Annotated in this window: 18 protein-coding genes; 11 read left to right on the top strand and 7 right to left on the bottom strand. The window is 49.4% G+C overall.

Going from position 1 to position 23040, the window contains the following annotated elements; all coding sequences use genetic code 11:
* Window positions 1-20 precede the first annotated feature (20 nt).
* Both AB4114_RS17745 and AB4114_RS17750 read left to right on the top strand, forming a co-directional pair.
* Entirely contained in the window at window positions 21-1619 is a 1599-nt protein-coding gene (locus tag AB4114_RS17745) for an SWIM zinc finger family protein (protein WP_441989658.1), read from the top strand.
* Window positions 1607-4483, top strand: a complete 2877-nt coding sequence (locus AB4114_RS17750) for a DEAD/DEAH box helicase (RefSeq protein WP_441989659.1) — start codon at window positions 1607-1609, stop codon at window positions 4481-4483. Before AB4114_RS17745 ends, AB4114_RS17750 begins: the two co-directional genes overlap by 13 nt.
* A 635-nt stretch (window positions 4484-5118) precedes the next feature.
* Here the strand turns inward: AB4114_RS17750 and AB4114_RS17755 are convergent.
* Complete coding sequence (locus AB4114_RS17755; protein ID WP_441989660.1) at window positions 5119-6300, bottom strand: EAL domain-containing protein; 1182 nt, start codon at window positions 6298-6300, stop codon at window positions 5119-5121.
* A gap of 209 nt (window positions 6301-6509) precedes the next feature.
* Here AB4114_RS17755 and AB4114_RS17760 point away from each other — a divergent pair, with 209 nt between their 5' ends.
* The 3 genes from AB4114_RS17760 to pyrH all read left to right on the top strand — a co-directional run bounded on the left by AB4114_RS17760 (window position 6510) and on the right by pyrH (window position 11773).
* Window positions 6510-9398: an ATP-binding protein gene (locus AB4114_RS17760; RefSeq protein WP_441989661.1), complete on the top strand. Its 2889-nt coding sequence runs from the start codon at window positions 6510-6512 to the stop codon at window positions 9396-9398.
* Window positions 9399-9542: 144 nt separating this feature from the next.
* Window positions 9543-10868, top strand: a complete 1326-nt coding sequence (locus AB4114_RS17765; protein WP_441989662.1) for an MFS transporter — start codon at window positions 9543-9545, stop codon at window positions 10866-10868.
* Window positions 10869-11032: 164 nt separating this feature from the next.
* On the top strand, window positions 11033-11773 hold the full coding sequence (gene pyrH / locus AB4114_RS17770) for a UMP kinase (RefSeq protein WP_441989663.1): 741 nt from the start codon (window positions 11033-11035) through the stop codon (window positions 11771-11773).
* Between the two features lie 448 nt (window positions 11774-12221).
* Here pyrH and AB4114_RS17775 read toward each other — a convergent pair whose 3' ends face one another.
* Window positions 12222-13103, bottom strand: coding sequence for a GNAT family N-acetyltransferase (locus AB4114_RS17775; protein WP_441989664.1), 882 nt, complete (start codon window positions 13101-13103; stop codon window positions 12222-12224).
* 178 nt (window positions 13104-13281) lie between these two features.
* On the opposite strand from AB4114_RS17775, the gene sigY reads away from it, so the two are divergent.
* The 4 genes from sigY (at window position 13282) to AB4114_RS17795 (ending at window position 15780) form a co-directional block, all read left to right on the top strand.
* Window positions 13282-13806, top strand: a complete 525-nt coding sequence (gene sigY / locus AB4114_RS17780; protein ID WP_441989665.1) for an RNA polymerase sigma factor SigY — start codon at window positions 13282-13284, stop codon at window positions 13804-13806.
* The gene (locus tag AB4114_RS17785; protein ID WP_441989666.1) at window positions 13807-14211 is read left to right on the top strand and encodes a YxlC family protein; all 405 of its coding nucleotides are present in this window, start codon (window positions 13807-13809) and stop codon (window positions 14209-14211) included. It begins immediately after the preceding gene.
* Window positions 14198-14410, top strand: coding sequence for a sigmaY antisigma factor component (locus AB4114_RS17790; protein WP_441989667.1), 213 nt, complete (start codon window positions 14198-14200; stop codon window positions 14408-14410). Before AB4114_RS17785 ends, AB4114_RS17790 begins: the two co-directional genes overlap by 14 nt.
* 164 nt (window positions 14411-14574) lie before the next feature.
* Window positions 14575-15780: an MFS transporter gene (locus AB4114_RS17795; RefSeq protein WP_441989668.1), complete on the top strand. Its 1206-nt coding sequence runs from the start codon at window positions 14575-14577 to the stop codon at window positions 15778-15780.
* 709 nt (window positions 15781-16489) lie between these two features.
* Here AB4114_RS17795 and AB4114_RS17800 read toward each other — a convergent pair.
* Window positions 16490-17347 carry an AraC family transcriptional regulator gene (locus AB4114_RS17800; protein WP_441989669.1) on the bottom strand — a complete coding sequence of 286 codons (858 nt, stop codon included), beginning with the start codon at window positions 17345-17347 and terminating at the stop codon, window positions 16490-16492.
* 93 nt (window positions 17348-17440) lie between these two features.
* On the opposite strand from AB4114_RS17800, the gene AB4114_RS17805 reads away from it, so the two are divergent.
* Window positions 17441-17890: an SRPBCC domain-containing protein gene (locus AB4114_RS17805; RefSeq protein ID WP_171638211.1), complete on the top strand. Its 450-nt coding sequence runs from the start codon at window positions 17441-17443 to the stop codon at window positions 17888-17890.
* A gap of 62 nt (window positions 17891-17952) precedes the next feature.
* Here AB4114_RS17805 and AB4114_RS17810 read toward each other — a convergent pair whose 3' ends face one another.
* From AB4114_RS17810 to AB4114_RS17825, 4 genes are read right to left on the bottom strand one after another with little or no spacing between them, the layout of a single operon-like run.
* Window positions 17953-18624, bottom strand: coding sequence for a GNAT family N-acetyltransferase (locus tag AB4114_RS17810; protein ID WP_441989670.1), 672 nt, complete (start codon window positions 18622-18624; stop codon window positions 17953-17955).
* Window positions 18625-18639: 15 nt separating this feature from the next.
* Window positions 18640-19314 carry a GNAT family N-acetyltransferase gene (locus AB4114_RS17815; protein WP_441989671.1) on the bottom strand — a complete coding sequence of 225 codons (675 nt, stop codon included), beginning with the start codon at window positions 19312-19314 and terminating at the stop codon, window positions 18640-18642.
* 4 nt (window positions 19315-19318) lie between these two features.
* Entirely contained in the window at window positions 19319-20176 is an 858-nt protein-coding gene (locus AB4114_RS17820) for a carbon-nitrogen hydrolase family protein (RefSeq protein ID WP_441989672.1), read from the bottom strand.
* Window positions 20177-20217: 41 nt separating this feature from the next.
* Window positions 20218-21207, bottom strand: a complete 990-nt coding sequence (locus AB4114_RS17825) for an acrylyl-CoA reductase family protein (protein WP_441989760.1) — start codon at window positions 21205-21207, stop codon at window positions 20218-20220.
* A 196-nt stretch (window positions 21208-21403) separates the two neighbouring features.
* Here AB4114_RS17825 and AB4114_RS17830 point away from each other — a divergent pair, with 196 nt between their 5' ends.
* Window positions 21404-22993 carry a histidine kinase N-terminal 7TM domain-containing diguanylate cyclase gene (locus tag AB4114_RS17830; protein ID WP_441989673.1) on the top strand — a complete coding sequence of 530 codons (1590 nt, stop codon included), beginning with the start codon at window positions 21404-21406 and terminating at the stop codon, window positions 22991-22993.
* Window positions 22994-23040: the final 47 nt, after the last annotated feature.

A 23040-nucleotide genomic window follows, 5' to 3' on the forward strand; every position in this document is an offset into this window, starting at 1 on the left:
CGGAGGGTAGGAACGATCACATGTTGAAACTTCAAATTCCCAAAAATCGAATGAACTACCTCATCAAGCAAATCCCGCTGCACTTTGACGCCATCCGTCTGGAGCAAGGCTGGGAGTATTATCATAAAGGCCGCGTGACCGAGGTTGATCTCAAAGGGCTTAGTGTTCTAGCCACCGTCACAAGCAAACAAGTCCATAAGGTAGAAGTTCATTTAGAAAATTTCGCTGCAAGTACCTGCACTTGTTCTTTCGATGGCTTCTGTCAGCATATCGGTGCTACGTTTTTCAACCTATACGCCGCTTATGGTCGTGCAGAGCTTGTCCTACAGCAGCTAAAACAGCAAATCCATACACGGAAGAAACCAGCCCGAAGTGCTGCAGCTTCCGTTATACAAGAACGCAAAGCGGCCGCACAGGCGAACGTGCCCTTGGAAGAGAGTATGCCGAGTGATTGGCATCGTTTTTTTGAAGGCAAGTTTCACGGCTTCTCCATTTCGCATCAACATTCCATAGAAACCTTCTATGAGTCCGCCTTGGAGTCGTTGCCGCCTTATGCAGCCAATTGGCGCGATACGACGCGTGAACTCTATATGTTCCACATTGTACTGTTCATGATGCGGAAGATCGAACAGTTTTATCAAGAAACGAAAAGCTCTTACCTAAGCTACTACCATGAAAATGGGTGCAAGATTTCCGCCAAAAACTGTGAAGATAAGCTTGTCGAATTCGTCGACCGCATAGATGTGAACCGCTCTTTCCTGGCGGAGCCTAAGATATGGTTATCCACGATGAAAATGGTTGGGGAATCCGCCCTGCAAGGCAAGGACAGTCCAGTTGATTGGCTGTTCGTGTATCGTTTCATCTGGTGGAAGCTGACGGATCAACCTAGCGCACAGGAAGAGGAAGTCGCACGTCTCGACGGTCTTCTGGCCAAGAAGGAACTGCTTCCGAAGAAAAAGGATACGTTGCTTGCGGCTAGAGCGCATTTTGATATTATGCAAGGGCATACCGAGCAAGCCTTCGAACGTCTTGGGCAATTGGCTCATCCACATGCGAAGGATTTCTTCCTCTATTTAAATAAATTCGCGAGCGATGGACAGTGGGACCACATGCTGGTCTGGCTGCGCTGGCTGTTCCCTTCGATAACGAATGCGAATCATGATGATTTCCGCACGTTCTGCCAATATTGGTTAGATACGACGAAGCATCTGGCAAACGATAGCGAATGGGTACAGGTGATGGAGTCCTTACTCCCACGTTCCTACTACTATTACACCGCGTATTTGCTCCAAACGAAAAGGTACCGTCAATGGGTGGATTTGCAGCTGGCGAATCGGATTTCACCCTTGAATTTATACGGGATGGAGCTCAAAGCAATCGAAGAGCACGACTCCGCGCTGCTCCTTCCGCTCTATCATCAAGCAGCCGAACGGGCTGTTCTGGAGAAAAATAGAGCTTCTTACAAGACGGCAGTCCGTCTTCTTAAGAAGCTGCATAGCATTTATAAACACATCGGCCAGGATGACCGCTGGGAGCACTATATTTACCGCTTAGCGGATAAGTTCTCGCGTTTGCGTGCTTTCCAAGAAGAGCTCAAGAAAGGAAAATGGATTCGATGATCGAAACCAGCGCGCTGACCGTTCACGTTAGTTCCTTACCTAACGGGTCATTATTTCTATGGGGTTCCCGTGAAAACGGCGGTATTTGGGATGCTCTTGATTTAAAACATATGCTATTCGCCTGGCATCGCGCCTCCTTCTTCGGCACCTTCATGGAACCGAGTGAATGGCAGAATCGAGAAGGCATCGAACTGCTGCCGCTTGAAGCGCTCGATTACTTCAGCGAACCGCAGCCTGTTCAGCACTTACAATTGAAGTGGCATGCTTCTAGCGCTGATGTCATTGCGCTGGCTCCTGCTATTCGCGAGTCGCTTGCGACAGGCCGCTTCATGCCGGACTACGAGAAATGGAAGTCCGGCGAAATCGGCTGGAAGCTGCAGCTGCCGGAAGAGCTGCAATTGTTAGAGACGCCAGCGATATCACGCTGGATTCATGCCCTGATCCCGGAATGGGTCGATGCCGACGGGATCATGAAAGACAATTTACGCAAGCTCGAATCTGCGTATCCATTAATGCGGCGCGGCGATGTCAGCGCAGAGGTGTGGCTCGACGAGGAAGACTGGCTCGTCAGCATTGGCTGGCGTCAGGATCGGACGCCGATGCGCACGTGCCTGCAGCTCGTCGAGCCCGACCTGGCGCACGGCGCAGGCTGGCAGCTGCGCGTGCTGCTGCAGGACCGGCTGGCGCCGGAGGTGCTGCGCACCGTGACGACCGTCGGCGAGCCGGTCGCAGGGGAGCAGCCACTGCCGGAGGCGTGGCTGCCTGAGATCGCCCGTGTCGAGCGCGACACGGCGAAGTGGGTGCGCATCCTGCCGTGGCTGGATGCGGGCGAGGGCGTCCTCCGTCAGACGGTGACGGAGGAGGAGGCTTGGCGCTTCCTCGCAGAAGGAAGCGTAAGGCTTGTTGAGGCAGGAACGAGCGTGTTCCTGCCGGCGTGGTGGGATCGCATCCGCAAGATGCGGCCGAAGCTGCGCGCGAAGATCAAGTCTTCCGTCGGTTCTGGACGGGAGACGATGTTCGGGCTAACCCAGCTGATGCAGTTCGACTGGAAGCTGGCTGTTGGGGATTTGGAGCTGACGGAAGAGGAATTCCGTCAATTGCTCGAGGAGAAGCGCAAGCTGATCCAGATTCGCGGCAACTGGATTCAGCTCGACCCCAAATTCATGGCGCAGGTCGAGCAGATTATGAAGCAAGTGCACAAGAAGCAGGGGCTGTCGTTCCGCGATGTGCTGGAGCTGCATTTTGCCGGTGACGCAGGCGGCTTGCTGCCTGCCGAGGATGATCCAGATGCGATGCGCTACCTCGACATGGAGGTCGAGCTGAACGAACAGCTGCGCCACATGATCGAACAGCTGACGCAGACCTCGGCGATTCCGATGATTGAGCCACCGCCTAGCTTTCACGGCTCCCTTCGCCACTACCAAGTGGACGGTATCTCCTGGCTGTTGTTCTTACGTAGATTCGGCCTTGGCGGCTGCTTAGCCGATGACATGGGTCTCGGGAAAACGATCCAATGGATCACGTACTTGCTCACGGTCAAAGAGACCGAGCAGCCAGGCACACCATCGTTACTCGTTTGCCCGACCTCCGTGCTGGGCAATTGGCAGATGGAGCTGAAACGATTTGCGCCTTCGTTGCGTGTCCATCTTCACTATGGACCACAACGGTTAAAAGGTCCGGCTTTTGCAGAGAAAATCGTTGGCAAATACGATCTTGTCTTAACGTCATACACGCTTTCCCATTTGGATGAGAGTGAGCTGGGCGCTATTGCTTGGAACTCGATCTGTTTGGACGAAGCTCAAAATATCAAGAACGCTTATACCAAGCAAGCTACGGCGATTCGCCGCTTGAATGGGTTCCATCGCATTGCCTTGACGGGAACGCCGATCGAGAATCGTCTGACCGAGCTATGGTCGATCTTCGACTTCGCGAATCCTGGCTACCTCGGCACCGTGCGCGAGTTCACGACTCGCTATGTGAATGCCATCGAGAAGACACGCGATGAGGTGACGATTGGCAAGGTTCAGAAGCTGATCCGCCCGTTCTTACTGCGGCGCGAGAAAAAGGATCCGGCGATCCAGCTGGATTTGCCAGAGAAGAACGAGTCCAAAACGTTCATCTCGCTCACAGCGGAGCAAGGCTCGTTGTACGAGAATTACATCCAGGATATGTTCGATCGCCTGGATAAGCTATCAGCGATGGAGCGGCGTGGCCTCATCCTCGCTGCATTGACGAAGCTCAAGCAAGTGTGCAACCACCCGGCTTTGCTGCTCAAAGAAGGGCTTGGCGCCCCGTGGAGCGGACGCTCCAACAAGCTGGAGCGCTTGCTCGAGATGGTGCAGGAGCTGCGCCAAGAGGGCGACAAATGCTTGATCTTCACGCAATTTGTCGAGACGGGCAACCTACTGCAGCATGTGCTTCAGCAGGAGCTCGGCGAAAAAGTGCTGTTCCTGCACGGCGGAACATCCAAGAATGGGCGCGATGAGATGATCGCGCACTTCCAAGACAATGATGACCTGCCGGTCGACGAGCAGCGAAATGTGTTCATTCTTTCGCTGAAGGCCGGCGGCATCGGGCTCAACCTGACGGCGGCGAATCATGTGTTCCACTACGATCGCTGGTGGAATCCTGCCGTCGAGAATCAGGCGACGGATCGCGCCTTCCGGATCGGCCAGACGCGTCACGTGCAGGTGCACAAGTTCGTGACGCTTGGCACGCTGGAGGAGCGCATCGACGAGATGATCGAGCGCAAGCTCGGCCTTAGCCAGCAGATCGTGGGCTCCGGCGAGAACTGGATCACCGAGCTGTCGACCGACGAGCTGCGCGATTTGTTCTCGCTCCGCCGCGAGTGGGTTGAGGCGTAGTAGCTAAAAGAGGTAGCCTGAGATGTAGTTCATCTTGGCTACCTCTTTTTTGAGTTTAGAACCATGCTCATTTCGAGTTATAGATAACGTTATGCTATCATCCTATACCTTGGAAAAATTTGAAATATAGCCGAATAACGTCATGGCATAACGCTATTTATGCGAGTAGCTTTTTGGGACACACCTTGGCCCTCATATTAAGCACAAAAGAGGTTATCCCATGCTTCACCTGGGATAACCTCTTTTGTGCTCCATGCATATCCGTTGTCCATCCTACTCTATCTCTCTAGCAACCTACTACACGATCTCAGCTACTCTCCTTACACGTCCTCCCACTACGCCCACCCTTCACTATTTCCCTTCCATCCTCCACACTACCCCATCCACCAACAAGCTAATCCAAGGAGTTAACTGTATAAACTCCAGCTATTTTCATTCAATTCTCTTAATTAACTCATTTAACTGTAAAACCTACATCTAATCTGCCCGATTCCGATGAACCACTTACCCCAAATTAACTGGAGATTTTCCATATAAACGTTTTATTACAGCTTAAACGATATAATTAGCTGTACCTTTTCCATCTATTCGCGAAATGTGGAGCGGTATTTGATTATTGGTTATTTCCCCCTCCATCAAATCAATAAGTCCAAAAACAAATAATAACCCTCTCCCATCGCACACGAGTAAGTCTGAATCTGTCGTGAGGTGTCCAAGTCGGTATAGGCTTGGGAGAGAATGCCTTGCTTTTGCAAATTCATCATCAGAATGTTAGAGATGAAATAAGGCCGCCACGTCCAATTCGCTTGACGGTAGCTCTCGTCTTTGCCCCACCCGTCTTCGGAACGCGTGTAGTTAGAGGAAATCTGATAGCCATCGCCCTGGCAAATATACATACGGATGCAATTGTCCGTAACGTTACCGATGGTTTGCTCAATTACCGCATCAGCCTCCTCCGCAGTCGAGAAGTGAACGGAGGCGTTGATTAACGCATCCAGCCTTTGATGTACACTCAGCAGGTGATGATATCGCCCAAATTCATCCTGTCCGAACGATTTAATTTCCTCTTCCAGCATAGCTTTGTAGGCATCTGGACGCTGCAGGTCTGGCTCTGCTTTTGAGAACAAAAAGCCTTGCACATATCTAGCCCCAACCTGCAAGGCACTGCGCAGCTCCTGCTTCGTTTCGACGCCTTCAACGAGTAGGGAAGCTCCAATTTGAGCAGATACAATGGAGAATGACTGCATAACTGCCTTGTAGCCATCGTGGACGATACTCTTTTTCAAAATATTCAAGTCAACCTTCAAGATTTTCGGCTGCAAGCTCGCAATTCGGTCGAAGTTACTAAAGCCGCTTCCGACATCATCAATGGCGATCGTACATCCGAATTCACGATATAATTCAACAATCCACGTCAGCTCCTGGAGCTTGCCCGTAAATTCCTCCTCGGTGATTTCAATGACGATCCGCGAAGGATTAATCTTGTATTTTTTTAACAATTCAATCGTTGGTAAGATGCCTGTTCGCTTGTAAGTTCTATAAATCCAAGAGGGCTTTAGGTTAATAAACAGTTCACTCTCGTCCGATGCAGCAACTATTCGTTCAATGGCCTGCTCTCTTAAATGACGATCAATCATCAGCTGCATGTCCTCGGAAATATCAGGGTCTTTGAAAAAGGGACCTAAGCTCTCCACACCACTCTCGCGAACCCATCTACCTAGTGTTTCATACCCTATTATTCGTTGACTCTGCAAAGAGATAATCGGTTGAAAATAAGGACGTACTTCATGACGCGGCGGAATCTTGATGTTTTTCACCTGCACAGTGCGCCTCCCTCTTGGAAATTTTTATGTCACATGACTTAACATCCACATCGTTATTGACTCATATTTTAAACGACATCTCCCTTTTCTGCAATCTATGATGGAAGAAAACATGACATTATCGATTTTTAGAGGAATTTGTTGACGTTTGTCGAATTTCTAGGTGATCTTTTACTCTATTAGAAGTTAGGTGACCGATTGGAATGAAGACTTTCACGAGATCGCGGATCTCCATGCTATATGTTATTTTAATAGTCGTTTTACTAGCTTTCGTCAGTGTATCCAACTATATGGCTTCTCGAAATATGGAGAGAGAAAACAATGCGATCGTGAATCAGGCACTTCCGATTCTGACGACGGCCAATAGTTTATTGGCCAGCTTAATCAATCAGGAGACGGGTCTCCGCGGTTACCAACTAGGTGGTGGAAATGAACAGTTTCTTGAGTCTTATACCACGGGAAGAGAACAGGTCGCCATGGATTTAAGCACGCTTTCGACCTACGAGAAGCAATATCCAACCCTACAACTCATTATTGATACACAGGCGATACCAGCCATTACCAATTTGCAAAAGTACTATGATACGACTTTAGAATTATTCCGTGCAGGTAAAATTGAAGAAGCGAAAGCCCGTGTTACTGGCGGCAAAACGCTAATGGATCGCTATCGTGTCATTCATACGAGTATCGAAAAAAATATTGGGCAGATTACGTCTTCAGCTTATGAGGCTTCTCAGCAAGCAGGTCAAACCTCCCGTTTGATCACCATTGTCGGCTTCCTGATCGCTCTTCTTGCAGGAGCTATGTCCATCATCATCTCCTTACGCTCCTACCAAGCGGAGAAGGAACTGCGCAAGAGCGAGGAAACTTACCGCTATATGGCGGAGAGCCTGGAATCCCAGAACGAGGAAATTATTGCCCAGCAAGAGGAGCAGCAGATTACGTTGGCTAAGTTGTCTGAGCGCGAACGAGATTTGGAACTCATCTCCTCGTACCAAGAGAAGCTCACTGGCTATGTGAAGTTAACTGATTTCTTGAAACATACGCTGCCTGCCTTATTAAATTCGCTTGCGCAGGATGCGGCCTTAGTTGTCCTCGAGAATCGATCAGAGAACGGGGCGAGTTCCTACGAGGTTATTCATTCTATCGGGTATCCCAAGGGACACGTTCAAGCTTCACGCAGCGAGCTCTTCGGCCCAGCCAGACGTGTATTCGAAGAGGGCGTTTCGATCACACATACCCGTGATGTGACAGGCAATGAGCAAGGTGTCCATAACGGTATGACACGAGCTATCGATCATTACATTCCACTCACGGATGACAAACAAGAAGTCATTGGTTTTCTCTTACTGACGAGTTACCAATGCTCGCAATATCAAGAAGATAATCAACGACTAACCAAAGGTTTAGTTCGTCAATTCGGACTAGCGTTCTATGCACAGGTAGTCAATGATGAGAAACTGCAGCAAGCAGAAAGCTTAGCCTTACTGAACGATCAACTCACGGCAGAGAAATTGCTATTAGAAGGTCAGCATGACCTTATTCAAAATATTCTAGAATCCGCCCACGAGGGTATGATGATGTGTGATTCAGAGGGTACGATTCTCTTTGCCAATCATCGGATGAATCAATATTTCGGGATAAATGAACGGATCGGCCAGAACCTTGTTAGCTGCAGCTATGAGATTGGGGCCAAATCGCCTAGTTTTCATGGGGTAGCAGCTTCCATCGAGGCCTTGATAGATCGTTCGCTTTCTCATTTGACGCAGCGCTTCAGTTTCCAGCAGGACGAACAGCTCCAACACGCGGAGCTCTACGCTACCGTTGTGAGCGAAGGCACCGAGCAGCAGGGCTACCTCTTCGTTTTCCGTGACCGTACAGAAGAAGAGCGCGTGGATGAAATGAAGAATGAATTCATCTCCATTGTTTCACATGAGCTGCGGACTCCGCTGGCCAGTGTGCTTGGATTTATAGAAATTTTACTGCATCGCGACCTTCCGCAAGAGAAGCAGAAACGTTACATGGAAACCATTCATAACGAAGCTCAGCGCCTGTCGAATTTAATCAATGACTTCTTAGATCTACAACGGATGGAGTCCGGTCGTCAGTCGTACAACTTCGCACCGATTCATTTGCAGTCTCTCGTCACCGAAATCGCAGAGCAATGGCAGGATAAGCAGCTGCATCAGATCGTCATTCATCAGCAAGAACCTGAGTTGTGGGTACGGGCAGATGTGGACCGTATTCGCCAAGTCTTTGATAACCTAATTAGCAATGCTATTAAATACTCACCGGCAGCGGATCATATCGACATTCACTTGTTGACACATGAGGGTAAAGTTACCATTGCTATTCAAGATTACGGTCTCGGTATACCATCGGAAGCGAATGAGCATATGTTTTCGAAGTTTTTCCGAGTCGACAACTCCGACCGCCGTCAAATAGGCGGCACTGGCCTCGGACTCGCCATTGTAAAAGAAATCGTCGAGGGCCATGGCGGGCACATCTCCTATACGTCCGAGATGGGACACGGCACCACGTTCCGGATTGAACTCGATCAATATGAAATTTCCGGCTTAGACGGGAAAATCGTTATTTTCGAAGATGATGATAACTTGGCCAAATTAATTCAAGTCGCTTTAAATAAGCTAAGTCTACCTTCCATCCAACTGCGTTCCGCTGAGGAAGGCATGATCGCATTGCGTCGCTGTGAGGGTGAAGGTCCTGTTCTGTTCATCGTAGACATCCATCTAGAAGGCGAGAAAACGGGCTGGGACTTCATCGCAGACTTGTACAAGCATCCTGTGCATGCACAAACGCCGGTCATTGTTTCAACAGCGCTCGATCCGCCTCATGATTATCATGAGAAAGAGATTGAGAAATATCTCAAAAAGCCGTTCACAATGGAACGACTTGTACAGGTGGCGAAACGCCTGCTCGACAATAAAAGCAGCCTAGCCTACGTTTTCCCAGCTCAAAACAAAGAAACCCTCTCCACCACCTTAGAACGCAACGGCATTAACGTGCTCAAAATGCAAGAGAATCAGGACATGATCGAGGTTGATCTCATTAGACCTCCATCGGACAAGTAGCCTTTTATTGATCTCTCCTACAGAACTCTCCTACCTACTTAGGTGGGGGAGATTTTATTATTATTGTGAAGAAAAGGGATTTCCCTACAGAATCGCCAATATAATAGAAAAATAGAGGTAAGTGAAGAGAAAGGGTGTGCCCGAATGGCAAAGCTTGAACCCGCTTCCAAACCATTGCAAGGCCGCAGTGTTTGGGCGTTATTTTTCTCCCTGCCTATTTTCGCATGGGCGATGTACGATTTTGCAAATACCATTTTTTCTTCCAATATCGTAACTGTGTTCTACCCTTTTTATTTAAAAGAAACCTTAGGCAGCAGCGAGGAAATGAACCAGATTGCAAGTACGTTCATCACGTACTCCAATGCGTTATCTAGCTTCTTCTTAGTGCTCCTATCTCCCTTATTCGGTGTTTGGATCGATCGCACGGGCAAAAAGAAAGCCTATCTCGTCCCCTTCACACTGATCGCGATCATCGCAACATTTTTGATGGGGGCATCGGCCGTATGGGATACAAATAAAGAATGGCTCGGCCTCAATACATCCATCCTTGGTGTTATTTTATTTTTCATGGTCGCCAAATTTTTCTATAACTCCAGCTTAGTGTTCTACGACTCCATGATTTCTGATCTGGGCAATGAACGCGAGATTCCTTTGATCTCCGGATTTGGTGTAGCCGTCGGTTATGTAGGTACGCTCGTGGGGCTTATTGTTTTCTTGTTCGTTCACGATAATCACTTCGAGAGTACATTCATCCCAAGTGCGGTCATGTTCCTCATCTTCTCACTGCCGATCATGTTCTTGTATAAAGAGAAGCGGCAAAAGCCAGTGGCTAGCAATAAGTCGTTGCTTAGCGGTTATCGCGAGATTTGGACGACGTTCAAGGAAGCTCGAAAGTACCAAGCAGCTTTCACGTTCATGATCGCCTACTTCTTCTTCAACGATGCCATTGCTACAGCGATTGCCGTTATGGCCATTTATGCGAATACCGTCATGGGCTTCTCGACAGGGCAGTTCATTCTACTTTATCTTGTATCCACGGTGTCTAGCGTGATCGGGTCCTTCCTATTCGGTTATGTGACACGCAGTATTGGACCTAAGAAAGCCGTAACCATTGTCGCTATCATCCTCATTGTGGCCATCTCCCTCGCTTCCTTAGCAACAAGCCAAAGCATCTTCTGGGTAGCAGGCAGCTTGTATGGTGTTTCTATGGGTGCGATGTGGGTGACCTCTCGTACATTGATCGTGCAGCTAACACCGGAAGAAAAACGCGGTCAATTTTTCGGCCTATTCGCCTTCTCAGGGAAGGTGTCCTCCATTGTCGGACCTCTACTCTATGGCTCCATCACATGGGCAATGGCCTCTACTGGCAACCTAGCGAGCCGAGTAGCACTTGGCTCTTTACTGGTCCTAGTCATCATTGGACTTATCGTCCACATGCGAGTTCCGCAAAAATTGCAAAATTCCGCTTAATTCATGTACAATTACATCTAACATGAGGAAGCAGACACAGAAAACACTAGAGCATTTAAGGCTTTAGTGTTTTTTTGTAAGCATCCGTTGATTGCCGCACTATACTTCCTAGTCAGACACAAACTATCGTACAGGCGTTCTCATCAGAAAGAGGGGATATGGTAATGGCTTTACGGTACAAGCGAGTCCTCATTAAACTTAGTGGCGGTGCTGTCGCAGGTGACAACTCCTTCGGATTTGACCCTACACAGCTGGATCATATCGCCAATGAAATTATGACCGTCGTGAATTTAGGCGTTGAAGTGTGTCTTGTAATTGGTGGAGGTAATATTTTCCGCGGCAATATGGGCGAAAGCTGGGGCATCGAGAAAGCGGAGGCTGATAATATCGGCACACTTGCAACAGTCATCAACAGTTTGATGCTGCGCGGTGTGTTGAAAGCCAAGACAGAGGCCGAGGTCCGTGTTATGACAGCCATCCCGATCGCATCTGTGGCGGAGCCATTCATTCGTTTACGAGCCATTCATCACTTGGAAAAAGGGTACATCGTCATTTTCGCCGGCGGAAATGGGCAGCCTTTCGTTACGACGGATTATCCGTCTGTACAGCGGGCGATCGAAGTCAATTGCGATGCCATTCTCGTGGCCAAACAAGGCGTGGACGGTGTCTTCGACAAAGATCCGAAGCAACATCAGGAGGCGCTCCAGTACAAATCCCTCCATTACAACGATGTGATTCAGCACAATTTGAAGGTGATGGATCAATCTGCCTTTATTCTAGCGCGGGACTACCATGTACCGATTCACGTGTTCAATTTCGACAAGCCTGGCTCGATGAAGGACATCTGTGCGGGGCTGAATACGGGTACGATTATTAGCGCGTCATCTGAACTCATTTATCATTAATAGATAGGCTTCAACTTCAATATCTCCATTGCACTGTTAACTATCGACGACTGCATCGTTGACTGACAATTGCACCATCGTACCATCTCAAATCGCACCTCCGCACCATAGCGACTTTAACTGTATAAACTACAGCTAATTTTGCTACTTTTCTCGCGTAGGATAAAATAACTGGATTTCCTCCAGTTAACTTGAGCCTATTTCGCTGAAATGGCTGATATTGGGGATTTTAACTGTACTTTTTCCAGCTAATCGTCCAAATCGAGCTAAATTGGAGAAAATAGATGGAGGTTTTCCAGTTAAGCTCGGCTGGGTGGCGAAAGAGGGCAAGCTGGTGGTTGGCGATGTGGGGCCACAGCACTCTCGGTTCTCATGGGGGGAATGAACCTAACCTCCTTTCGAATAGCAAAAAAGGATAGACAGCAGAATCTGCTGTACTATCCTTTTTTTAAGCGCGGAGGAGCACGTAATAGTCATTCGCGTTTTTCGTTGCAAATCCACAGGATTCATAGAGGCCGAGCGCTTTCTCATTCTCTACCGATACTTCCAGCTTGATGTGCTCCGCTTGATCTTGCTCTTTCAGCGCTGTAATCGTTTGACTCAAAATCTGACGACCATACCCCTTGCCCCTGATCCCAGGCAGCACGCAAAAACCATAAATAAATCCACTAACGCCCGGCTCCACCATCGCACCCAGCTTTCCAATCGGCTCTTTGTTCTCACCTAGCTCCGCAATCCACGTCCGTTCCTTGTCACCCGTAATGGTTTGCATCACATACTCACGTGTGTCAGCTTCCGTCATGTCGAAGCCTGACATATTCAACTTAATTAACAATTCCGAATCGGAACGATCTGCTAAGCGAATGCTCAACTCTGTTTGCGTGGAGGCGAGTGGGATTACCTGCTCTTTCAGCTCCATCACATACTCTGAAAAAGAGTACGCCGCGCCCAGCTTGCTCAAAAAAGCTTTTCCGCTTTCCGAGCCACGCTCATTGATGAAAATAAGCTTAGGAACCTCTCTTTGGCTGCACACTTCCATGGCCCTTTGAACAAGTTGGTTGAAAATCCCTCGGCGCCGCGCCTCTGGATGCACCATGCCGCTGATTTCCACCTCGGTAGATAAAAAGCTGTAAATGGCAAGGAAACCGACAATCCGGTCATTTTCATAATATACGAAATCATTCGTCACACCAGCAGGACGGCTGGATAAAGTGCCCCAGTTTAATTTAATGTCAATACCTTCATGCTTATTACATAGCTCCCATAGCGCTCGAACTTCCTCCAACTCTTCAGGAGATAGTCCCGCTCTTGCATATATGCCTTGTTTCATATGTTGTCCTCCATTAGTCATCTCATTCATATGGACTTACCTGCTGTCATTATACATGTCTGAGCGCTGCCGTGGTAAGCTAATAAATCATTCTACATATTTTTTCGTGGGGCTGTGAACGGTTTGTAGTAGCTGTTCGTACTATTTATGATTCCAGACAGAGAGGATGTTCAATCACTTGGAAGAGAATGAATTCATTCGTCAAGCCATGCTAGGCGACACCGCCGCTCTGTCTCAGCTTCTGCAGCAGCATTATGCATTTGTGTATAAATATTTGGTCAAAATCACGCTGAATCCCTCTCTAGCTGAGGACCTTACGCAAGAAACGATGGCCCGATGTATCGAAAAAATAAAGCTCTACAACGGGACTTCGAAGTTCTCGTCCTGGTTAATCACCATCGCCACTCGGTTGATGATCGATCAGAGCAGACGCCGCCTTTGGGAGCGCAAGTGGCAGGAGAAAGAGCAGCTGCAATCCTTACGCCAATTGCAATGGCAGACCGCACATCACACGGATGACGCTTGGCCGGAGGTGTTAGATGCCTTAGCTGATATGCCGTGTGAGAGCCGCATTCCGCTCATTCTCAAGCATTACTACGGATACACCTATGAAGAAATTGGCGGCATGCTCGGCATCGCGGAGGGCACCGTGAAATCTCGGGTGCACCATGCATTAAAACAACTACGGAAGGAGCTGATGTAGATGGATGATGAGTTGCACAAGCGGCAGCGGCAAGAACCGCTAGAGGGTGGAGAGCCGGAGCGAAGAGGGCGCGGCGAGGGACAAACAAGCGAGGAGCTTGCCGATGAAATGACCTCTCGCCAGCTGCGCGAGGGGCTGGATCTGCTCGAAGCTGCAGTCCACGTGCCAACGCCGAGCACCGCTTGGTTCGATCAGCAAATTGCCGCGGCGCAAAGTAAGCGAAAATCCAGACTGGTGCGCGATCTAGTGATCCTATGGATCAGCGCGATGCTTTTGTTTTATGTGTATTATCTCACGGTAACGGCTAAGCCGGTTGCCTTCCTCTCCATCCAAGCAGCGGCCATATTGGTTCCGTTAGCTTGGCTAATCCTAAGAAAGCAGGTGGATTCTCATGACACCAACTGAATCCAAATTCGATCAACTGCCCCTTTGGGCATGGATCGGTATCGCATTGATTATACTCGTACAAAGCACATGGCTGTACGTTGATTCCCGCAGACGTGGCGCTCGCCACCCTTGGTTCTGGGGCATTTGGGGCATTATTCAGGCCCCGGTTCCCACGATTGTTTATCTGTTCGCGGTGCGTAAAATTCACCGAAAATGAATGACGTACTACCTTTACGGTTGCCCTCAAGGGCAGCCGTTTTTATTTCCCATTCATAAATCCATATTGACTTCCTTCGGTCGAGTGAGCTATGATTTGGTTGTTATTTTACTAACTTAGTAAATTAGTAATTTAGTAATTATTAATCGAAAGGACTGAAACCTTTGTTAACCAATCGTTATGTTCGTACCATTATCCTGTCCCGCGTGCTCTTGCAGCTCGGTATTTGGATCCGTAATTTCGCTATCCTCCTCTATATCTCGGACATTACCCATAATAATCCGCAGTATGTATCCTTGATTTCCGTTGTAGAGACAGCGCCTATTTTCATCTTCGCCTTCATTGGCGGCACGTTCGCGGATCGTTGGCGTCCGAAGCTGACCATGGTTTGGTGTGATTTCATATCCGCCATTACTGTATTCATCGTGTTGCTTGCTGTACTCTCTGGTTCTTGGTACGCCTTGCTGGTGGGGACGTTTATTTCCGCGAGTTTATCGCAGTTTTCTCAACCGTCTGCCATGAAGCTCTACAAAAAGAATGTACCCGCGGATGGGCTCCAGAGTGTCATGGCAATGTCTCAATCCCTCGTAGCTATCTTCATGGTCTTGGGACCTGCCGTCGGTACATTCATCTATCTGAAATATGGCATTGAGGCTTCGCTCATCCTCACAGGTGTGATGTTCTTGGGTTCATCGCTTGTCCTTACTTCCCTCCCGAAAGACGACAGAGAAGAAGTCTCCGCGGGGAGCAGTAGCTTCTTAAAAGAGCTAACGGCCGGTCTGCGGTATGTGCAAACCAACCGTGCGCTACGAACGCTGAGCCTCACTTTCGGTGTCACTGGATTAGCCGCCGGTTTAATTCAACCACTCGCGATATTCATTGCTATTGAGAAATTAGGACTAAGTAAACAGTCCCTCCAATGGTTTATGATGGCCAATGGGGCCGCCATGCTTATCGGGGGAGCTGCCATTATGGGTGTTGCGAAGAAGGTCAAACCTCAGATTTTGCTCGCGATTGGTTTACTAGTAAGTGCCATCTGCACGATTGGCGTTGGAGCCTCCACACTCATATCGTTGACGCTGATCCTGCAGATCATAAGTGGATTGTTCTATCCATGCATCCAGGTCGGTATTCAAACCCTGATTATGCGGAACACTGAGGGACCGTTCATGGGGCGAGTTGGCGGAGCGATTACGCCGATTTTCATGGGGATGATGCTGATAGGAATGGCTTTATCCGGTTATTTGAAGGATTCAACATCCTTGTTGACGGTGTATGCTTTGAGCGGCTGTTTGCTGTTCGTGGGAGTCGTGTTGCTTGGCCCGCTTCTTCGGAAAAAGCAACAAAGCACAAAGCAACAGACTATGTAGGAAGCGATGGAGCGACTAGGTTGGCTAGGTGCGACTAAGGTAGGTGCCTAGTGCATGTCAGTTGTTAGAGCTAGATGTATTGGGGGAGTGTAGCGGTTGTGCTAAGTAGCAGGGGTATGGTGAGGAGCTTAGAGTGGCAGGGTAGCTACTTGGAGGTCGGGCGAGTAACGGTTGTGCTAAGTAGCTAATGTTTGAGGGAGAGCTCGATGTGGCTGGATAGTTTGTTAGCGATCGGGCGAGTGAGTGGTTATACTGAGTAGCATTGGTATGGTGGGGAGCTTAGAGTGGCAGGGTAGCTAATTGGAGGTTGGCGAGTAACGGTTGTTTTAAGTAGAGTAGCTTGGGTGGCGTATTGCATGGATTGCTGTTACTTGACTCTTCCACGTTTACCAGTTCCGTAGCTTTAGATGGATTTCATACAGTTATTTTCCCCGAAAAGAGCTTGTTTATTGAAATAACTGGATTTCCTCCCGCTAATTCGCCCAGATTAGGGAATGCTGGCAAAAATCCCGCCAATTAGATGGAGGTTTGCCATTTATTTACTCATTTCGATGAAAACTTCAGAAAATAGATGGAGGTTTTCCAGTTAGTGGATTCGGTGCGCCAAGGATCTAAACTCGCAGCAGCGAAATCGCGAAGTGGCGGTGTGGGGAGTGCAGCGAATGCCTGGATGGCCCCTCCTAGCACTCTCCCACCACCACGCCTTCCATCACTTTGCCCGCTTCCCTAACACATACTCCTCCGGCGTCTGACCCAGGATCGACTTGAAATCCTTAATAAAATGAGACTGATCGTGATAACCGAGATCCATCGAAAGCTTAGCCCAGTTGTGCGTGTCGTTTCCGTCAGTGGTTTCTGTTGCGTTTTGGATGCGGGCGATTTTGATAACCCACTTCGGACTGACACCTACGTATTGATCGAAGAGGCGCTGCAACGTACGAATATTCATCTGGAAATGCTCGCATATCGCATCAACCTTGGTAATGTCGGGTTGCCCGTACACATGATCCACGATTTGATTAACCAGCGTGACTTGATCATCCTGCGCAGGAAGCTTGGAACGAATCATGTTTTCAACCAGACTAATGTTCCGCCCATCGTCACTATGGCTAAACACCTGAGCTTCCAAAGAGCGCGGGTCGGTGTCAAAAACATCCCTAATGCTCAGCGGATTGTCTAACATACTAGATACGTTTTCTTGGACAAAAGGGTAGAAGCCACCCGGCTTAAATTTCACGCCGAATACACTCCCCTGACCTTCCAGGTGATGTCCGTATTTCTCTTTGCCAGGTCCGAAAATTGCCGTGCGCTCTGGCTCCACAACGAGGTTCACGCAAGGATTCGGGATAACATGCTGTGTGTAGGGGTCTTTGCCCACTAGGTCCCATCTGACAACCCAGTAGTGCCGAACGAAAAAGGCTACATCCTCAGCCGGCGCATACCGACATAGCTGAAATTTGTGCCCACCTTGCTGAAAATTAATGATACCCAGACTAGGTAACGTAGGGCCTGTAGTTGGAGTCGCATTCGTCCCTAGACTCGTACTCAGATTCAGATTCGTAGTCATATCGAACACTCCTTGTCGCGTTTTTACAATACATGGGAATACTTGCTGCATTATGATAGGTAGGATCACAGAAGCGAAGGAGTGCGAGCGATTATGGAGCTAAAGTATGAATTTTATATTGGTGCAAGCACGAAGCAAGTTTGGGATATTCTCATCACGCCAGAAGGTACTCGGCAAATTTTATTTGGCAGCGTGCTGCATTCAACTTTTGAAATTGGCTCGGATTATTCCTATATTGGTCCTGGTCAAGATGGCGATGAAACGGTGCATGTATATGGCAAAATATTGGCTTATGAGCCTGAGAAATTACTCAGCTGTACCGAGCATGCAGGTCCTTCCTATCGGGAGAACCATGCAGAGTTTGAATCACGCATGACAATGACCCTAGAAACCGTTGGAAACTGTACGAAATTGACGCTTGTGAACGATCAATGGACGCCAGACCACCCGAGCTTTGAGTCTACTAAAGCCAGCTGGTGGATGATTCTTAGCAACATCAAGACGCTAGCCGAGACGGGGAAAACGCTAGACTTCGGTTGGTAGACTTTTAAACCTAGAAAGAAGTAGAGGAGTCCATTCGGACTCCTTTTTGCTTAGCACACACCTTACAACGGCAACAGCGCCAGCTTCTCTTTCCCTTCCAAACCATCAACCATCGCTTCCCAAGCATGGGGCTTATTCGCAAGCACCGCATAATACCGCCGCAAGAATTGTGCCACCAACGCCGCACTAATCTCCGCCTGATCTTCATCCGTTGGCAGGAAACATAGATCCAGTTCCTCAACAGCTTCCCCATTGTTCTCCCAGGATGGGTGTACGTAGGAGAAATCAATCCGCTTGTAGCCAAGATGAGACAGCACCTCACGTCGAACGTAAGGGTCCATCGGCTTCACGCCGCCAAAAGCATGCCCCTCGATCCGATATGGATCGTAAATCTCAGCGAACATCCCTAGCATAGGCTTTCCCGATTCTGCCGCAAGTCGCTCAAGGTCCTGCCAGCGTTTTCTCGCTAGAAACCGACCGATCCCAAGCCCTGCCCCACCAATAATGGTGAAATCCGTCATCGCCACTTGCCAATCCTCGTAATAGCGGTATTCCGTCGTACCGACCACTTTGCCTTCATGCACCGCAACAAAAACGCGAATGCCCGGGTCTTCTAACGGCTCTTTCCACAATGGATAATCCAGCACTTCCTCCGGCGGGAATACCTCTTTCATCAGATCGTGCATCGATCGAAACAACGGATCCTCAATACTCGTTATGCGTATGAATTCCATAAGGTCAACTCACTCCTATTTGTAATATGTAAAAGGATTCCGCCACTCCATCAACAGCGCATGATTCAGCGATTCCTCATCTTCCAAATACCCCGCAACCACGCCGACTGGCGTCCGTCCGCATCTTAGCAAAAAAGTGATCACCGGGTCCTTCATCGTCCCCGCCATTACGGCCGCCACGTAGCTGTCTGCACTCATCGCTTCCGCAACTTTGTGGTAGCCCGGCATCCGTCCGCCTCCCAGCAACCGTACCAACCCCAACTGAACGACGACCTCATACATGGACTGCATAAGCCACTTGCCTAAACCAAGCTTACGATACGCTGGCATAATGCATACATCCACAATGTAGAGTGTGTCCCCGTCTGGACGATGCGTGCGGATAGACCCGCTATCCGTCACTGTTGACCAGCTATGATCCGTGCTAGCCGCCATATCCTCACTTTCCACACGCAGTCCCGTAATCGAGCCCACAACCTGACCCGCCACTTCCACGCACAACGCTCCCTCTGGAAACCGAGTCACATGCTCTGACAGTTGCTCCTTCGTCCACCAGAGCTCAGAAGGAAACGGAGGTGGAAAACTCGCCTGCTGAACAGCAATCAACGCCTCGAAATCTGCCACGCCATACGTGCGAATGACTGCTTCCACGGGGATATCACCATCGAACACATAGAGATGTTTTCTCATGGCATTATGACCAATCGGTGTACAGGTCGGTTCGGCGGTCACGCCAGGTAGTGACGGAACCCCGCTCCCGAACGACTGCCAACAGTGAGAGGTCAAGATCGGCGGTCACAACCATATCGCCATTAATCTCCCCTTCAACGAGAATACCTTTAGGCGGGAACGGCACATCATTGGGCGTAATGACAGCGGCTTGTCCGAAGTTCGCTCTCATGAAATCAACCGTTGGTAAAGCGCCCACAGTCCCCGTCGTCACCACATAGATTTGGTTCTCAATCGTCCGGGCATGACACGTATATCGAACTCGGTGGAAGCCATGTCGATCATCCGTACACGAAGGAGCGAACAGCACATCTGCTCCACGGGCTCTAGCCATCCGCACGATTTCGGGAAATTCCACATCGTAACAGACGAGAATGGCAATTCGTCCTTTGTCCGTATCAAAAACCTGCAGCGAATCCCCCGCACCCATTCCCCATTCCTTTACTTCGGTAGGAGTAATATGCAGCTTCTTTTGCTCACCAATACGACCATCTGGATAGAACAAGAAAGCCGTATTAAACAGCTTGTCTCCCTCTGCCGTAATGTGCGTGCCGCCAATCAAATGCATGCCCGTTTGCTGAGCAAGTCCTTGAAATAAGTCGCGATAGGCCTCTGTAAAAGATGGGAGTGCTTCTATCGGCAATGCCTTGCCGTTCTCATCGCCAATGGACATCAGCTGTGTGGTGAACAACTCCGGGAACAGCACGAAATCCGCCTCAAACTCCTGGGCCACCTTCACATAATGCTCCACCTGTGCGGCAAATTCTTCAAAGCTGCTTATCGTATGCAAATGATATTGAACAGCGGATACCCGCATTTTCATGATTCCAACACTCCTCCACCTCATAATTCAAAACGAAACCGTTACAGCCGAACCAGCACCCTGCCTCTGACCTTTCCTTCTAACACCAGCTGCGCAGCCTCAGCAACCTCATCCAACCGGGCTTCCTTATAGACCGTCTGCTCGAGCAGCCGTGGCTTCAGCTCCGTTGCCATCCTCTCCCAGAGCGTCTTTCTCACTTCTGACGGACAATAGACCGAATCAATTCCGAGTACATTCACACCTCGCAGGATAAAAGGATACACCGTCGCCGCAAAATCCCCGCCGCCCGTCAATCCGCTCAGCGCCACGGAGGCGCCGTATTTCATGCGGCTGAGCACGTGCGCTAGCGCCGAGCCTCCCACAGGATCAACCGCCCCAGCCCAATACTCCTTGCTGATCGGCTTACTCTCGGCAGGTGAAAGCTCCTCCCGCGACAGCACCCGCGTCGCACCAAGCTCAAGCAAATACGCATGGTCAGCGGACTTCCCTGTGCTGGCCTCTACTTCATAACCGAGGGCGGCGAGCATCGAGACGCTGCTGCTGCCCACACCACCCGTAGCCCCGCGCACGAGCACGGGTCCTTGCCCTGGGCGCAGCCCATTCGCCTCCATGCGGTGAATGGACAGCGCTGCTGTAAATCCCGCCGTGCCAAGAATCATCGCTTCGCGATGGGTCAGTCCTAGCGGGAGTGGCACGACCCAATCGGCGGGGACGCGCGCATACGCGCTGAACCCGCCGAAATGCCCTGTGCCCAGCTCGTAGCTGGTCACGAGCACCTCATCGCCCTCGCGATAGCGGGGATCTGACGAGGCCACGACCGTACCCGCCAAATCGATGCCAGGTACCATAGGGTACTGGCGCACGACTCGCCCCGATGGGCTGCAAGCCATCGCATCTTTATAATTAATACCGGAGTAAGCGACGCGGATGGTCACTTCCCCAGCGGGTAAATCCGCCATGCGTAGTTCTTTTATTTTGCAAGAAAACTGATCCTGTGCTCGCTCCACAACTAGTGCGTTAAAGCTATCCATATTCAGCGCCTCCAAGCTATTTCTCACCACTACACTTGATGCTATTAGTTTACTAAATTTTGTATCTCCTTTCCATTCTTGTATCCCTTCCCTTCCAATCATATTTTCCATACGTTTCCTATGACCCCGCGCAAGGATGTGATACCATTAAATCGACAATTTATCTACTAATCCTACAAATACTGGAGTGTAACTCATGGATCCTACACTAACCATGTTCATTTCACTTATCGCGACCTCGGGAGTTTTCACAGTCTTTCTGTGCATGTATGCCTATATCAAACGCAAAGAAATCCCCGGTGCCTATACATTCGTCATCTATACAGCAACACAGGCTATTTATATTTTTGCTCATGCTTTTGAAATGGCCAGCGATACGTTAGTCGAAGTAAAACGATGGACGATTCTCGAATATATTGGCATCGGGGCCGCTCCTGCGATTGGTTTACTGATTGTCATGCAGTATGTTGGCTTGAACTTGACTCGTAGTAAGATCGCGGTGCTCTTCGTCATACCTGCCATAACCTTCGTTATGGTGATCACGAATGATTATCATCATTTATTTTATAAAGACATGTATTTTCGCGAAAATGTACCATTCCCCACTACGGATATCGTTATCGGACAATATTACATCGTTCATGGGGCTTATATATTTGGATGTATGCTTGCGGCGGTCGTCTTGCTTCTGCGCAGATGGCGTCAAACGAAAAAAGTCTACCGTTTACAGCTCGTAACCTTAATCATGGGACAATTCATGCCAATGACAGGTGCTTTCGTCTATCTGATGGGCCTAACACCGTATGGCATTGACCCCGTACCTATGATTCTTTGTATAACTTCTGCCATGTACATCTGGGCGATTGTGTCTACAAGGATGTTGACGGTTATTCCGATTGCGAAAGATCGTATTTTTGAAAGTATGCGGGAAGGCGCTATTGTCTTGGACTTCGCCGATCGGCTGGTAGACTTCAACGGTGTCCTTAGCTCAATGTTTCCAGGATTAACAACCGATATGCTTGGACTAACGCTCGATGAAGCTTGGATTCAGTTGTCGGGTACGCCGTTTCCCGTGGCGCGTTCACAAGACGGTGCGCAGGAAGAATTTAGTTGGCGTGTAGCCGATGGCAAGGAATTCTTTTACCAGATCCGTTCCTCTGTTGTACGGGGACGCAATGGGGAGCCGATCGGGAGCCTACTGATGCTGATCGACGTCACCGAGCAGAAACTGCTCCAAGATCAATTGGAACAGTTAGCCTATTATGATGGCTTGACGAAGCTGCTGAATCGGACGGAGTTTCTCCGTCGGAGCAAGATGATTTTGGAAGGAGATCAGATTGGCGAGAAATCGAAGTGCATCCTGCTCTTCGATATTGATCATTTCAAGAGCATCAATGATACTTACGGTCACGATGTGGGCGATCTCGCGATTCAGCACGTGGTGAAGGTGGCGAAGCGACTTGAGGCCGACGTGCCTAGCGTGCTGATCGCTAGGTACGGCGGCGAGGAGTTCGTCATGGCATTTCCTGCTTGCTCGCTGGATGAGGCAGTCTTTCTGGCTGAACGGGTTCGTGCACAGCTCGCAGTGGAGCCGATGAGCGGCAGCTTCGGATCGATTGCCGTAACTGCGAGCTTCGGATTAACGCAGGCAAGCCATCGCGGAGACAGCTTGGAGATGCTTCTGAAGCATGCGGATATGGCCTTGTATCAGGCCAAACGGGCAGGCCGGAATCAGGTGCGGGTATTTGACGGACCGGTGGAAGCAACGTTCGGCAACTTTCGGTGAGCATTAACTGTAAAAACTACAGCTAAAAATGGCTTATCTCGGTGTTT

This window comes from Paenibacillus sp. 2RAB27 (assembly GCF_052115445.1).
Lineage (GTDB): Bacteria > Bacillota > Bacilli > Paenibacillales > NBRC-103111 > Paenibacillus_E.

Excerpts from the sequence above, each read along its gene's own strand:
- AB4114_RS17745 (WP_441989658.1), top strand. The coding sequence starts at position 21 with ATGTTGAAACTTCAAATTCCCAAAAATCGAATGAACTACCTCATCAAG.
- AB4114_RS17825 (WP_441989760.1), bottom strand. The coding sequence starts at position 21,207 with ATGGATAGCTTTAACGCACTAGTTGTGGAGCGAGCACAGGATCAGTTT.
- AB4114_RS17760 (WP_441989661.1), top strand. The coding sequence starts at position 6,510 with ATGAAGACTTTCACGAGATCGCGGATCTCCATGCTATATGTTATTTTA.
- AB4114_RS17750 (WP_441989659.1), top strand. The coding sequence starts at position 1,607 with ATGGATTCGATGATCGAAACCAGCGCGCTGACCGTTCACGTTAGTTCC.
- AB4114_RS17810 (WP_441989670.1), bottom strand. The coding sequence starts at position 18,624 with ATGGAATTCATACGCATAACGAGTATTGAGGATCCGTTGTTTCGATCG.
- AB4114_RS17800 (WP_441989669.1), bottom strand. The coding sequence starts at position 17,347 with ATGACTACGAATCTGAATCTGAGTACGAGTCTAGGGACGAATGCGACT.
- AB4114_RS17785 (WP_441989666.1), top strand. The coding sequence starts at position 13,807 with ATGGATGATGAGTTGCACAAGCGGCAGCGGCAAGAACCGCTAGAGGGT.
- AB4114_RS17765 (WP_441989662.1), top strand. The coding sequence starts at position 9,543 with ATGGCAAAGCTTGAACCCGCTTCCAAACCATTGCAAGGCCGCAGTGTT.
- pyrH (WP_441989663.1), top strand. The coding sequence starts at position 11,033 with ATGGCTTTACGGTACAAGCGAGTCCTCATTAAACTTAGTGGCGGTGCT.
- AB4114_RS17820 (WP_441989672.1), bottom strand. The coding sequence starts at position 20,176 with ATGAAAATGCGGGTATCCGCTGTTCAATATCATTTGCATACGATAAGC.
- AB4114_RS17805 (WP_171638211.1), top strand. The coding sequence starts at position 17,441 with ATGGAGCTAAAGTATGAATTTTATATTGGTGCAAGCACGAAGCAAGTT.
- AB4114_RS17775 (WP_441989664.1), bottom strand. The coding sequence starts at position 13,103 with ATGAAACAAGGCATATATGCAAGAGCGGGACTATCTCCTGAAGAGTTG.
- AB4114_RS17790 (WP_441989667.1), top strand. The coding sequence starts at position 14,198 with ATGACACCAACTGAATCCAAATTCGATCAACTGCCCCTTTGGGCATGG.
- AB4114_RS17830 (WP_441989673.1), top strand. The coding sequence starts at position 21,404 with ATGGATCCTACACTAACCATGTTCATTTCACTTATCGCGACCTCGGGA.
- AB4114_RS17815 (WP_441989671.1), bottom strand. The coding sequence starts at position 19,314 with ATGAGAAAACATCTCTATGTGTTCGATGGTGATATCCCCGTGGAAGCA.